The sequence below is a fragment of the Acidicapsa borealis genome (genome assembly GCF_059115245.1).
The window spans coordinates 1,517,118-1,530,459 of sequence record NZ_JCACNY010000001.1; the positions used below are offsets into that span (position 1 = coordinate 1,517,118).

Here is a 13,342-nt window from a genome sequence, read left to right on the forward strand (position 1 = left end):
GCATTGAGTTCCGCCAACGGCAGAGGAGAAGGTTGATGATTATTGGAGTTCCCAAGGAAATTAAGGACCACGAGGCGCGCGTCGGCGTCACTCCGGCAGGCGCGAAGGCGCTGGTGGAGGCGGGACACACGGTGCTGGTGGAGACACATGCCGGGTCGGGATCGGGTTTTCCGGATCATGAATACCAGGATGCCGGGGCGGAGATCGTGGGCGAGGCCGGCAACGTCTGGGCCAACGCCGAGATGGTCGTCAAGGTGAAAGAGCCGGTTGAGAAGGAGTATGTCTTCTTCCGCGAAGGACTGGTGCTGTTTACGTATCTGCATCTGGCTCCGCTGCCGGGGCTGACGGATGCTCTGTTGAACTCCAAGGTGATTGGGATTGCTTACGAGACGGTGCGCGACCGGGCGAATACTCTGCCGTTGCTGACGCCGATGAGCGAGGTTGCCGGGCGGATGAGCGTACAGGTTGGTGCGAGCTATCTCGAAAAGGAAAAGGGTGGGCGCGGTATTCTCCTAGGTGGTGTACCGGGTGTGCCTCCGGCGAATGTGTGCATTATTGGTGGCGGGATTGTGGGCACCAACGCGGCGAAGATTGCCGTCGGTATGGGCGCGCATGTGACCATCGTTGACCTGAGCTTGAATCGGCTGCGGGAACTCGACGATATGTTCCTGGGACGGCTGCATACGCTTGCTTCCAACAGCTACAACGTCGCGAAGGCGACACGCGAGGCGGACCTGGTGATTGGCGGCGTGCTGATTCCGGGTGCCACTGCTCCGAAGATTGTCACCAAGTCGATGGTGAGCAAGATGAAGAAGGGCGCGGTCATCGTGGATGTTGCGATCGACCAGGGCGGTTGCGTGGAGACGGCGCGGCCTACTTCGCATTCCGATCCTTCCTATGTCGTGGATGGCGTGGTCCATTATTGCGTGACCAACATGCCTGGCGCTGTCCCGCATACGTCGACCCTCGGGCTGACCAATGCGACGTTCCCATACCTGATGCGCTTGGCGAATCTTGGAGCGGCGGCTGCACTGAAGGCTGATCCAGGATTGGCGGAAGGGCTGAACGTCTGGAAGGGTGTTCTGACGCACAAGGGCGTGGCCGAATCGCAGGGACGGGCGTTTACTGCTCCCGCGGATGTGATTGGCTAAGCTGCCTGCAGTTTGAAGCCAGATGCCCCATTCCTGTCGCGTGATGCGTATCGGGGGTGGGGCATCTATAGTTATGGGGATTGCAGGACGACTTCATTTGAGGTGACATATGCAGCGACGGCAGTTTCTTGCGGCTTCCCTGGCAGCTTCGGCATTGACGATGGCGCGTAAGGCTGAGGCACAATCCCCGGCCAAGGCGGGACGAGAGTATTACCAGCTCCGCGAGTACAAGCTTTCACAGGGACCGCAGACCAAGCTGATGCAGAGTTACCTTGCCGATGCCTTTGTCCCGGCGCTGGGACGGCTGGGCCTTGGACCGGTGGGTGCGTTCTCGCTGGATGTCGGGCCGGATACGCCCGCCTACTATGTGCTGATTCCAGGGTCGTCGCTGGAGACCCTCGTAGAAGTCGATCTACATCTGGCCGAGGATGCTGAATTCCAGAAGATCGCTGCGCCGTTCTGGAGCGCGCCGGCTGCTTCTCCTGCGTTTGCGCGGGTGGAGAGCTCGCTGATGAAGGCGTTTGAGGGATGGCCGAAGCTGACGTTGCCGCCTGCCTCAGCAACGAAGAGCAAACGGATTTTTCAGCTGCGGACCTATGAGAGCCCAAGCTACCGGGACCATGTGAACAAGGTGGAAATGTTCCACAAAGGAGAGTTCGATATCTTCGCCAAGGCCGGATTTCACTCGGTGTTCTACGGGGATGTCCTGGTGGGTGCGCGGCTGCCTTGCCTTACGTACATGCTCAGCATGGAAAGCCTCGACCAGTTGAACGGGCACTGGGACAAGTTCCGTGACGATCCGGACTGGAAGAAGCTTTCGAGTGATCCTCGGTATTCGTTTGAGCCTACGGTGAGCAACATCGCGAACCTGGTGCTGAGTCCGCTGGCAGCTTCGCAGATTTAGGGCTGCGATATTCACATGGAATTGAGAAATCAGTCTTGCGCGCCAACTTGTAAAAATTGGCCGGTCTTTCCATCGGAAAACAGAAACTCGTACATTTTGGTGTATTCCTCAGGCCGTGGCTTGCTGTCGATAACAACTTTGGCTCTATAGGTGCCGGTATGAAGCATGTTGGACTCAACATGACGCTCCAACTCAACTGTTTTCCCTTCGATGGTAGCGATTAAGTGCTGCGCGTAACCGCAAGTATTGTTGCCCGATCCCACAGCCGTGCATTCGTGGATGAGTCGGCTGGATTGAACCTGGACAGTAATCGAGTATTCGGCAGGGTTTGGTGGCTCCTGATGTTTTCGATATCCCAGGATAAGTAGAAGTGTGAGTAAAGTAGCTTGCATTGCTCGCTCCTTCAGCTATGACGAGCGTGGAGAACACAAAGACGCTGAAGATCGCCGAACCTGTTTACGGGCTACCACGTATAGCCGCCGCTTGGCGGCGGCCAGACGCCGAGTAACTGGCGCAGCAGCACAATGCGGCCCAGGTGGTATGCATTATGGGCGGCGAGGCTGACCAACTGATCGTGGACCGTCATCTTGCGGCCTTCGTCGCCGATGGTTGGGCACGCGACGACTTTCCCGAGCAGATCGAGATCATTGGAGATGGCGGCGCCGTATTGGATGCCATTGAGGAAGCGGCTGCGCAGGCTGTCCCACGGCTCGCTGGTGTCGGCGGGGAAGCCTTCGCTGGCGTGTTCCGGGACAGGGGTGAGCTTGCCTTCGATCCAGTCGAAGCTGATCTTCTGCCAGAAGTCCATGTGCCAGACCTCGGCGTAGATGGAGTGCGTGACAAGCGGGGAGGGTCGAGAGTGCACCGCATCTTCCGCGATCGACTCAAGGATGCTCGCGGGAGCGGCAAAGGCGCTGGTGCTGATGAGGGCTTTGGCGAGCTCATTCATGGGTGGATTGTAGTGGTTCCAGGGCATCCCGGTCAGCGCGGAGAGTGCAAAAGCGGTCTTGCTTCGACACAGACAGCAACAAAGGCAACGACTTACGGAGAACGACGGGATGCAGCGCCGACGGATTTTTCATGCCGGATCGGCCTATAATCTGGGGCATGTCTCTTTTCGGGAGCTCGCGGCGCCGCACGATTGGCTGGATGGCCGCCGGGGTGTTTGTGATTCTGGCGGCGCTGCAGGCTCTGTACTCGTTCAATACCAGCAAGTATCCATATCTTACGCCGCAGACGACCGGGGACATTCTTGTATTCACCGCGATGTCGGTGATCGTTTTCCTGCTCTTGCTGATGCTGCTGGTACTGTTGATCCGCAATATCCTCAAACTGTTTGTAGACCAGCGGAGCCGGGCTCTCGGCTCGCGGCTGCGGACGCGCCTGGTGATTGGCGCCGCGCTGATTGCACTGGCCCCGGCGGCGTTCATGTTTCTGTTCAGCTTTCAGTTGCTGAACCGCTCGGTGGACCGGTGGTTTTCGCAACCTACGTCCGAGCTTCGGGAGAACTCGACACGGGTCGTACTGGAACTGGCGCACTACGCTTCGTCAAATGCGCGGCTGGAAGCGGAGGCGATTGCTGCTTCCGGCGCTGTGGACAAGGACGCTTCCGCTGCCAATGCGGAAATTCGCTCCCGGCGGATCACACTTGAGGGCGGCTTTGTGGCCGTGTATGGTGCGGACAAGCAGGGCGTTCTCGGGTATCAGCTGCCGGGTGAGAAGACGCATCGCAGCCTGCTGCCGTGGTTGGACGATGGGAAGTCGCAGGCTGTGCCTCTGCAAGGGCCGGTGTTTGGCGATCTGTTAACGATTGCGCAACGCACCGATGAGCCAATCCTGATCGTGGAAGATGGCCCGGAGAAGCGCGAATTTGCTGTGGGACTGGCCGCTACTCCTGAGAGCAAGCTCGTCGTTGTGGGACTGCCAATGCCGCAGGGCCTGAGCGAGACGGCGAGCCAGATCCGCGTTGGCGCGAGTGAGTACTGGACCCTGTTCCGGTCCCGCAACAGTATTCGCACCACGTACTTCTTCATGCTGCTGCTGATCACCACACTGGTCTTCTTCTCCAGCATGTGGCTCGCGTTGTTCCTATCGAAGCAGATTACGCGGCCTGTGGAAGCTCTGGCGGATGCGATGGATGAGATTGCAGACGGCAAGCTGGACAAGCGCGTGGCGGTTGAGTCGGTCGGTGAGATGGCGGAACTGGTGGCAGCCTTTAACCACATGGCGCAGGATCTCGAGACCAGCCGTCACATGGCGGAAAGTTCACGCGAACAGTTGTCTGCTGCGAACCAGGCCCTCCAGGAACGACGGCGAGAGCTAGAGACGATTCTTGAGACCATTCCCAGCGGTGTGGTCACGCTGGACCGAGATGGGGCGATTCTGCTGGCGAACCGTGCATTCGCCGCGCTGGTTGGCCGCGCGGAAGAGGGCCGGCTGCGAGGCTTGCCGATTGCCACGCTGTTTCCAGCGGATTGCTCCGATGATCTCGCGCGGGTGATTCGGCGCAGCTACCGGATGGGTGCGGCATCGACGGAGTTTGAGATGCAATCGCATGGCCGTGCCGTGCATCTGGCGGTGACCAGCGCGCGGCTTGAATTAGGCGTGGGGTTGAAGAACGGTTCCGGAGCGGGGCGGCAGGGCGCCGTGCTGGTTGTCGAAGATACGACCGAACTGCTGCGGGCGCAACGGCAGTTGGCATGGAAGGAAGTAGCGCAGCGGGTCGCGCACGAGATCAAGAATCCGCTGACGCCGATTGCGCTTTCCGCTGAGCGAATTCGCAAGCATCTGGACCGGATGGCGGAAGGCCCAGCCGAGGATTCGCCCGATTCGCCTTCGGTGATTCGCAAATGCAGCGAAGTGATTCTCGGCTGCGTGGGAACACTGCGCACGCTGGTAGATCAGTTCGCGGCGCTGGCGCAATTTCCAGCACCGCAGCCCCGGCCATGTGATATGAACACCATCACCGAGGATGCGCTGCTGCTGTTCTCGGGGCGTATGGACGGGATTACCATTCGAAAGACCCAGGAACCAAATTTGCCCCAGGTTATGGCGGACCCCGACGCTATCAAGCGGGCACTTGCGAACCTGATTGACAATGCGGCCGAGGCGATGCAGACAAGCTTACTGAAGGTTCTCACAGTCGAAACTTGCCTGAGCGAAGATGAGACTTCGGTGGAGGTAGCGGTTTCGGATACCGGGCACGGGTTGACGGATGAGATTCGCGAGCGGCTCTTTCTGCCGTTCTATTCCACTAAGCAGCGTGGGACCGGATTGGGCCTGTCGATTGCGGCCAAGATTGCGCAGGAACATCATGGTTCGATTCGCGCGGAGTCCAACGCTCCCAAGGGCGCACGGTTCATCCTGTGTCTGCCGGCGATGGAGCAGGCAGAAACAGGCAGGGCGGCAGTCCCCGGCACGGCCGAGGTCGCCGTACTGGGATCGAGCGTCGCGGATTGAAAAATCTTGAAAATTGAGGGAGAAATGGATGGGGCGTGCCATGGGTAGGAGAAACTGGGCTTCGCGTGCAGCGAGCCTGTTGGGTGTTGTCGTGCTGATGTTAAGTGGTTATGCCCATGCGCAGCAGCTACCGCCTTCACCTCATATCGAGCGCAACGTGGCAATGAAAACGCGCGACGGGATAACGCTGCGAGCGGACGTGTACAGTCCCGCGGCGCAGGGCAAGTATCCCGTTCTGTTACAGCGCACTCCTTACAACAAAGACGGCGCGTCGGACTTCGCCATGGAAGCAGTAGCCCACGGATACATTGTGGTGGTGCAGGATGTGCGTGGCCGCTTTGCTTCCGATGGTGAGTGGTATCCATTCAAGTACGAGATGAATGATGGCTACGACACCATTGAGTGGGCCGCGGCGTTGCCGGATTCAAACGGTAAGGTGGGCATGTTTGGCGGCTCCTACGTTGGGGCCACCCAGATGCTGGCTGCGGTCACCCATCCGCCGCACCTGGCTGCGATCTGCCCTGTAGTCACGGCGAGCAACTATCACGAGAACTGGACATACCAGGGCGGCGCGTTTGAGCAGTGGTTCAACGAGTCATGGACGACAGGGTTGGCGCAGGACACGCTGAATCGCAAGATCCGCAACGAAGCGAAACCCGCAGACGGAGTGATGGCACTGCCACTGACCGACTATCCGGTGATCCAGTCCAAGATGCAGACGAGCTCTGCCGAGACTTCGCAGGAACTGGCGCCATATTTTGCCGACTGGGCGAAGCATATTGAGTACGACGATTACTGGAAGCAATGGGCAATTGCCGAGCGCTACGGAGACATCCAGGTTCCGGCGCTGACCATTGCCGCCTGGTACGACATCTTCCAGGGTGGATCGCTGCTGAACTACCAAGGCTTGCGTGATCACGCAGGCAATGAGGCAGCACGCAAAGGGCAGCGGCTGCTGATTACGATTGGCGGGCATGCCGGCGGCGGACAGAAGATCGGCTCTGTCGATTTTGGTCCGGCTGCGAATGACTTTGACGAGCACAGGCTTACGCTGGAATGGTACGACTACATCCTGCAGGGCAAGCAGACCGAGTTTGCAACGGACCGCCGTGTGAAGCTTTTTGTGATGGGCGAAAACAAGTGGCGCTGGGAAGATGACTGGCCACTCAAACGCGCGCAGGAGACGAAGTTCTACCTGCACTCCGACGGTAAGGCCAACGGCAGCGCAGGCAAAGGCTCTCTTAACGTGAAAGAGCCGCAGAAGGAGGCACTGGATAGCTTTATCTACGATCCAGCCAAGCCTGTGCCGACGGTCGGCGGGCCACTGTGCTGCGGGGCATTTAACGGAAAGCTGGGACCGGAGAACCAGAGCGACATTGAGAAGCGCGATGATGTGCTCATCTACTCCACTGCGCCCTTGGATAAAGATACCGAGGTAACAGGGCAGGTGAAGCTGATCCTGTACGCAAAGTCGTCCGCGGTGGATACGGACTTCACAGGCAAGCTCGTGGACGTGGGTCCGGATGGCTTCGCTCGGAACGTTACAGAGGGTATTCTTCGGGCGCGATATCGGGAGTCTACGCAAGGAGTGGCGAAGCTGATGAATCCTGGCGAAGTATACAAATTCGAAATCGATCTATGGTCGACGAGCAATGTCTTTCTCAAGGGACATACGATCCGGCTAGAGGTGAGCAGCAGTAACTTTCCGCGCTTCGATCGCAACTTGAATACGGGGAAAAGTGCTGGAGCCAGTTCCGAGTTCGTGAAAGCGACAAATACGATTTATCACGACAGCGAGCATGAGTCCGTGCTGGTGCTGCCTGTGGTTTCGCGGGAGTAGCGGGACGCAATGAACCATATCTTGATCGTGGATGATGAAGCGGAGATCCGGGCATCGCTCGAAGAAATTCTGCGCGAAGAGGGCTACGGTGTAGCATCTGCCGGAACGGCTGCTGAAGCGATTGTGCTGCTGCAGGATGCGCCCTACGACGTAGTGCTGCTCGATATCTGGTTGCCAGACCGCGACGGGCTTGACGTGTTGGGAGACATTCACGCATTGCAGGCGGAGATGCGGCCGGAGGTGGTGATTATCTCCGGGCATGGCACGATCGAGACAGCGGTGAAGGCGACGAAGCTGGGCGCGTATGACTTTCTCGAGAAGCCGCTTTCTCTGGACCGGACCCTGATTGTCTTGAAGAATGCCGTTGAGGCGCGCAGATTGCGCCGTGACAACATGGAGTTCACGCGGCAGTTTTCTCTGCGTACCGCGCTCACCGGCGAAAGCGTTCCGGCAAAGGCTCTCAGGCAGCAGATCAGGCTGATGGCGCCGACCAATGGCCGGGTGCTGATCTATGGCGAGTCGGGGACGGGCAAGGAACTAATCGCCCGCGCCATCCATGCGGAAAGCCTGCGGCGAGACAGCGTGTTTGTTGAATTAAACTGCGCTGCGATTCCTGAGTCACATATCGAGGCGGAATTGTTCGGGGTCAGGCATGGAGCATATCCGGCGGCTGCGCCTGGATCTGGGCCTGTTGCTGGTTCCGCAGACAAACGCGGCACGCTGGAGCGGGCAGACGGAGGCACCCTCTTTCTTGACGAGGTCGGAGATATGAGCCTGAAGACCCAGGCCAAAGTATTGTCGGCGCTGGATGAACAGCTCTTTACGCCGGTGGGTGGTACGCAGCCGATCCGTGTGGATGTGCGTGTCATCGCGGCAACGAACAAGAATCTGGAAGAGGAAATCCTGAAGGGGAACTTTCGCGAGGATCTCTTCTACCGGCTTAACGTTGTGCCGTTCTCTGTGCCTCCGCTGCGGGAGCGCAAGCAGGATATTCCGCCGTTGGTGCGCGAGTTTCTCCGCGAGTTCGGATACCAGTATGGGCGGCCTCGCATGGACGTGAGCGAGGAGGCGCTGGAGATCCTCGCGCAGCATAACTGGCCGGGCAATGTGCGTGAGTTGCGCAACCTGGTCGAGCGAATCCTGATTTTAAACCCGCGCATCCTGCGCATTGAGCGCAAGCACCTTCCGCCGCTTACGCAGAGAAGTTCTGCGCGGAATGCCGAGGACTTTTCGACGCTGCAGCAGGCACGCGATGCGTATGAACGCGACTACATTCAGAAAAAAGTCGAAGAAGCCAAAGGCAACGTCTCCCGCGCGGCAGAGTTGCTCGGGTTGGAGCGGAGCCATCTCTACCGAAAGATGAAAGCACTGGGGATTGCTGTGCGGGAGTAGTTTCGGCAGTCTCGTATTGCGCCCATCGCCTGCGGGCCGCTGTCTTCATCGCATGGTCAATCCACATCGCTCTGCTTCGGTTCGAACTGAATTCTGCCATTGCGAATCGCTGATGCGGATGGGATATTCAATGGATGAAGATCTCGCACCTGGTCCTGTTGTCCTGCTCCGCTCTGTTCTCTGCTGCGCCTGCATTCAGTCAGAGTGAGCCAGCATTCACGCTTATCTCTCTCGATCATGGGGCATGGGCGACCATTGACAACCCTGCAGCGAAGGAGGCTGAATCGGGAGCCAACGCGGGCTTTGTCATTGGCTCGGATGGCGTGGCAGTGATCGACACTTTCGAAAATCCCGCCGCCGCAAAGAAGATGCTTGAAGCAATCCATGAGAAGACGAAGCTGCCCATCCGCTTCGTCGTCAACACGCACTATCACCTCGACCATGTTGCCGGGAATGAAGTATTCGCAGCTACCGGGGCCGTTGTCATGGCTCAGGACAATGTTCGCGCGTGGGAGCATACAGAAAACCTGAAGTTCTTCGGCGACAAGGTAACGGCGGAGCAGCGCCACTTCGTTGAAACCCTTGGACTGCCCACCGTCACGTATACAGAGGGCGCGACCATCTACATAGGCGATAAGCGTGGCCTCACACTGCGGGTTATGCCCGGACACACCGGCGGCGATACGGTCGTCTATGATCCTGAGGCCAATGTGGTCTATTGCGGCGATCTCTTCTGGAACCATACTTTGCCCAATCTCATCGACGCATCCACGAAGGCGTGGATCGAAACACTGGATAAGCTTCTCACCGACTATCCCAGCGCTACGTTCATCCCCGGACACGGCGACAAGCCCGGTCATGCAGAGGATGTCCGCGCGTTTCGCGACTACCTCATCTATGTGAGGAAGGCCGTGGCTGATGCGCAATCGAAAGGACAGCAGGGCGATGCCTTGCTCAAGACGGTGCTTCCCGAAGTGAAGGCCAGGTATGCGTCGTGGGGCTTTCCCGAGTTTGCGGAACCAGACATCCAGCGCACCGACGAGGAACTTCGCGGTGTGAAGAAAATTCCCAAGCCACAGTTTATGAAGTAGCTCTAGGGGTCTGATTGCCCCATTCCATTAGAGTACTTCGCGGCTACTCTGGAGTGAGATGCAGTAGCCGTGATTGCGCTGCGGTCAGGGATAACTTGAGTTGATTGGAAGCTTCCTGCCGATCGCCGGTCCACAGGTCGGTGATGCGGTATTTGCGATTGGCTTTCAGTCCCAGGCGGGTAAATTCGATATTCAGTTCAGATGGCTTGACTTCGCTGTAGTTGAAGACTGCGAGATAGATGCTGCCATCTTTTTCTTCGCGCAGGAATACAGATGCAGCGTGGATTCCGCTATCTCCCTCGACCGGCCTGAAGCTGCGGCCAGAGCGTGCAATATCCAGCACAGCTTGATTGGTGAGCAACTCCCTGGCGCGAGCCTGTGCGCGAGGGTCGCTGAGGTCGTCGCTGTCAAGGAGCATAGTGCCGGCTATGACGGAAGCGTTCACGCGGCTGCGTGCTTCTTCGAGTGTCTGCACACTGCCGGGTAATGACTGAGAGTGGTATGGATCGAGGTCCTTTGCGATGACTGTGTGGTCGGGGTCGTTGAACTGGTAGAGTGTGCCGTTGGTCCACCATCCGAAAGTGACTGCGTTGAGAAGATAGTCACTGTCTTCGATCCGGCCAAAGGCGTCGCAGGAGATGCGCCGGCCGTGTCCGTAAGCGGGGAAGAGAGGAGCAATGGAAAGGCTGATGAAGAACGGGCGGCCGATCTTCGCAGGGCTCAGGTCGTCTTCAATGCGCTTCATGCCGGAGTTATAAGCTTCCACCCCGGTGGTGATCTTAGGATCGTGGTGCTGTCCCTCGATGGAGCCGCAGTTGAGGAAGTCCAGCTTGACGGAATCGTAACCCCAGGCGACAAACTGCGCGAGCTGATGATCGATGCGCTCGATGGTTCCGGGATGCGTAGGATCGAGCGGACGCGCTCCATCGACCTTAGGCAGCGGCTCGCCGTGCGAATCGCGCACGAGCAGGTCGCTGTACTTGTATTTGCCATCAGTACCTTCGACGGGCTTAGAGAAATCATCTGACCAGTAAGAGAACGGCGTGTAGTAGATACCTGCCTTCTGCCCCTGCGCATGGATGCGCCTTGCGGCGGCAATCAGATCGGCTTCGCTGAGCGCATTCCATCCCGCGTCCCAGTTCACGTAAGTCGTGTGGTTGTTCTGGAAGCCCCTGGGTTCCAGTTCGGTATGGATGAAGTCGGCGGCCGCGTTGTACTTCTTCACATCGATGCTCATGGCGTAAGCGGCCCAACTGTTCCATCCGAAGGGAACTCCATCTTTCCATGGAAGCGGCGGCTTGATGCGGGCATTTTCGCGGCCGTAGGCTTCGAGACCATCACGCCAGTCCGCAAAGTAGCCGACCATGATCTGCGGAGATTTCACCGTTGTGCCGGAGACAAGGCCGTGCGGCTCGATATCGTGCGTCCAATGGCCGGTGGCGCCTCCATACACTTCCAGTTCTTCGATGCGCATCGTGGAGCGCTTGCGGGCCAGAATGCCGGTGCGCCACTGGTCATGCGTGATCGATCCGAGCACCAGACCGTGACGGCTGGCGTTGTCATAAATGGCTGTTACTTCGTAGCTGTCCGGGTCTTTCGCCGGATCGACTGGTTCGTTGTAGTGAACCCACATATCATTGTCGAAGGGAACGAAAATGACGCTCGGAGTCTCGCCCTGCGCGAAGTGCGCGGAGCCGTTTGCAGTGAGAACGAGCGGTGAGATATGCCGTGTGCGGATGGGATGCCCACTGGTGGCCTCGACGTCCATCAGGAAAAAGGAGCTGCCAGTCGGGAGCGAGATGTGTTGCGTCAGTTCAGGCGCGCCCGGCAGCCCGGTGTGACGGAGGATCAGCTCGTTCGCGCTCTTGCCGCTTTGAAGCTGATGCCTCGGGAAGTCTGTGGTTGTCCAGCGCCTGTCTCCATCGACTTCGACATTCGCGGCGATTGGACCCAGTTCTGTCCCGTCATGCCAGCGGATGAGACACGTACCGGACTTTGCAGTGCAGGTAAGTGAGACTTTCTCATTTTTCAATTGCGCCGATTTCTGACTGGAGGCGCAGGAAGGAGCAAGGGTAGTCAGGCAGGCAAGGAGCAACAGGGATTGCGGCGCGCGCAGGATCATTGCGGCAGTATCTCCGGAAGAATTCATGTCGCTCTGGACCATTAGGACGAGGCCCAAACACAGCCTGCCAAGTGTACAGAAAACGGCCGGCGAATGGCTCTTGGAGATGGGCGGAGACGGTTGCTACCGTGTGTCGAGCGGGACGATCGCAGCCTCATTGAGCGGGGCGCGGGGATTGACCTGGAAGTCCCAGACGCTGGCGTTCATGTCCTTTGCGCTGAGGATTTCGACCAGCGCGTATTCGCCGATGAGCAGCGCCTGGCTCGGCTTGAGTTTGAGCCAGTGTTTGCCGGGGAGAACTTCGGCAGTCATGGGAATGACATCTTCGCTCTGTGTGATGTTGCCCGTGGGGCTGACATGCACCGTGCCGACAATGCGCACCGCCTTGCGGCTATCCACGCGAACGATAGCGAAGCCCGATGTGGGTGAGGTCGCTCCGCGTTTGGGGTGCTGTACACCGGCGGCGCCGTGGGTGTCGATGGTGACAGAGTGCGACGCGACCTGCTCGGCAATATCCTTTCCGTCGTCGCGGTCATCCAGGGAGAGATAAATCACCGGCTCGTTCACGTGGATGGCCACCTTAGCGGCCGCGCCCTCCAGCTCGACATGCGCCAACTGCCCCTGCAGCGGTAGAACGGCTCGCAGGCCATGCTGGCGGGCCATTTGCAGATCGCCGGTGGTGGGAACGATTTCGATTAACTGCGGAGTGCCGCGGAATTCATCGAGAACGAAGACGCCATCCTGATCGGGGAGGTTAAGCCCCCGCGCGACTTCCGGCCTGCGATCTTTCTGGTTCTCGCGCTCGGTCGCTTCTTCCTTGTCGAGGTCGGCGGCCTCCTGCATGGCGGGCGACTGCTGTTGGGCCTGTTCGGCCTGATGCTGTTCGAATTTCTTTGTCGCAGCCCAGTCGATCAGCTCTTCCGGAAGCTCTTCCCAGTCGCCGCCACGCTCGACCGAGATGTAGCGGACGCGGTTACCGACGATCTCGTATTTGCGGACGATCTGGTAGGTGCCGTCCTTCAGGATCAAGCGGTGGTTGACCTGAACCCCCGGAACGTCAGGCTTGACGGTAAGGGGTGTCTTACTGTGCTGTGGCTCATTTGTCTGGCCGATCGCCGCCGATGTGGGCAGCAGAAAAGCTCCGGCTGCCAATGCAAGTGCCAGGCGAGAGAGCCGCGGGTTGGGCCATGCAGGCATGTTCGACAGTTTAGACGACGCGGGCGTGGGATCGTCGCTGACACATTGACGATATGGAAGGCGTTCAATTTGATACGCCCTTTCGGGTACCGATTTTGGAATATGTGTATTCTTGTAGAAGATGATGAGCGAAAACCGCGCATTACGAGGACAGATGTTGGATGGACGCAGGCCGTGGGCCGCGCG

Annotated in this window: 10 protein-coding genes; 6 read left to right on the forward strand and 4 right to left on the reverse strand. The window is 58.6% G+C overall.

Going from position 1 to position 13,342, the window contains the following annotated elements; genetic code table 11:
• Positions 1–35: 35 nt before the first annotated feature.
• Positions 36–1,151 (forward strand): alanine dehydrogenase, encoded by a 1,116-nt coding sequence (gene ald, locus AC5S27_RS06095; protein WP_493933670.1) that lies wholly within the window; start codon positions 36–38, stop codon positions 1,149–1,151.
• Positions 1,152–1,260: 109 nt separating this feature from the next.
• Positions 1,261–2,055 carry an NIPSNAP family protein gene (locus AC5S27_RS06100; RefSeq protein ID WP_493933671.1) on the forward strand — a complete coding sequence of 265 codons (795 nt, stop codon included), beginning with the start codon at positions 1,261–1,263 and terminating at the stop codon, positions 2,053–2,055.
• 29 nt (positions 2,056–2,084) lie between these two features.
• On the opposite strand, the gene AC5S27_RS06105 is transcribed toward AC5S27_RS06100, so the two are convergent.
• Both AC5S27_RS06105 and AC5S27_RS06110 read right to left on the reverse strand, forming a co-directional pair.
• Positions 2,085–2,447, reverse strand: coding sequence for a hypothetical protein (locus AC5S27_RS06105; protein WP_493933672.1), 363 nt, complete (start codon positions 2,445–2,447; stop codon positions 2,085–2,087).
• A 71-nt stretch (positions 2,448–2,518) separates the two neighbouring features.
• Entirely contained in the window at positions 2,519–3,004 is a 486-nt protein-coding gene (locus AC5S27_RS06110) for a DinB family protein (RefSeq protein WP_493933673.1), read from the reverse strand.
• A gap of 131 nt (positions 3,005–3,135) precedes the next feature.
• Between AC5S27_RS06110 and AC5S27_RS06115 the strand changes: the two genes are divergently transcribed.
• The 4 genes from AC5S27_RS06115 (at position 3,136) to AC5S27_RS06130 (ending at position 9,837) form a co-directional block, all read left to right on the forward strand.
• Complete coding sequence (locus AC5S27_RS06115; RefSeq protein WP_493933674.1) at positions 3,136–5,514, forward strand: sensor histidine kinase; 2,379 nt, start codon at positions 3,136–3,138, stop codon at positions 5,512–5,514.
• A 40-nt stretch (positions 5,515–5,554) separates the two neighbouring features.
• Positions 5,555–7,354 (forward strand): CocE/NonD family hydrolase, encoded by a 1,800-nt coding sequence (locus AC5S27_RS06120; protein ID WP_493933675.1) that lies wholly within the window; start codon positions 5,555–5,557, stop codon positions 7,352–7,354.
• Positions 7,355–7,363: 9 nt separating this feature from the next.
• Entirely contained in the window at positions 7,364–8,746 is a 1,383-nt protein-coding gene (locus AC5S27_RS06125; RefSeq protein ID WP_493933676.1) for a sigma-54-dependent transcriptional regulator, read from the forward strand.
• A 134-nt stretch (positions 8,747–8,880) separates the two neighbouring features.
• Complete coding sequence (locus tag AC5S27_RS06130) at positions 8,881–9,837, forward strand: MBL fold metallo-hydrolase (protein WP_493933677.1); 957 nt, start codon at positions 8,881–8,883, stop codon at positions 9,835–9,837.
• 43 nt (positions 9,838–9,880) lie between these two features.
• On the opposite strand, the gene AC5S27_RS06135 is transcribed toward AC5S27_RS06130, so the two are convergent.
• Both AC5S27_RS06135 and AC5S27_RS06140 read right to left on the reverse strand, forming a co-directional pair.
• Complete coding sequence (locus AC5S27_RS06135) at positions 9,881–11,869, reverse strand: alpha-galactosidase (protein WP_493933678.1); 1,989 nt, start codon at positions 11,867–11,869, stop codon at positions 9,881–9,883.
• Between the two features lie 213 nt (positions 11,870–12,082).
• The gene (locus AC5S27_RS06140; protein WP_493933679.1) at positions 12,083–13,156 is read right to left on the reverse strand and encodes a hypothetical protein; all 1,074 of its coding nucleotides are present in this window, start codon (positions 13,154–13,156) and stop codon (positions 12,083–12,085) included.
• Positions 13,157–13,342: the final 186 nt, after the last annotated feature.

Bases quoted from the DNA above. Each gene is read 5' to 3' on its own strand.
- ald (WP_493933670.1), top strand. From the start codon at position 36: ATGATTATTGGAGTTCCCAAGGAAATTAAGGACCACGAGGCGCGCGTC.
- AC5S27_RS06100 (WP_493933671.1), top strand. From the start codon at position 1,261: ATGCAGCGACGGCAGTTTCTTGCGGCTTCCCTGGCAGCTTCGGCATTG.
- AC5S27_RS06105 (WP_493933672.1), bottom strand. From the start codon at position 2,447: ATGCAAGCTACTTTACTCACACTTCTACTTATCCTGGGATATCGAAAA.
- AC5S27_RS06110 (WP_493933673.1), bottom strand. From the start codon at position 3,004: ATGAATGAGCTCGCCAAAGCCCTCATCAGCACCAGCGCCTTTGCCGCT.
- AC5S27_RS06115 (WP_493933674.1), top strand. From the start codon at position 3,136: ATGCCGGATCGGCCTATAATCTGGGGCATGTCTCTTTTCGGGAGCTCG.
- AC5S27_RS06120 (WP_493933675.1), top strand. From the start codon at position 5,555: ATGGGTAGGAGAAACTGGGCTTCGCGTGCAGCGAGCCTGTTGGGTGTT.
- AC5S27_RS06125 (WP_493933676.1), top strand. From the start codon at position 7,364: ATGAACCATATCTTGATCGTGGATGATGAAGCGGAGATCCGGGCATCG.
- AC5S27_RS06130 (WP_493933677.1), top strand. From the start codon at position 8,881: ATGAAGATCTCGCACCTGGTCCTGTTGTCCTGCTCCGCTCTGTTCTCT.
- AC5S27_RS06140 (WP_493933679.1), bottom strand. From the start codon at position 13,156: ATGCCTGCATGGCCCAACCCGCGGCTCTCTCGCCTGGCACTTGCATTG.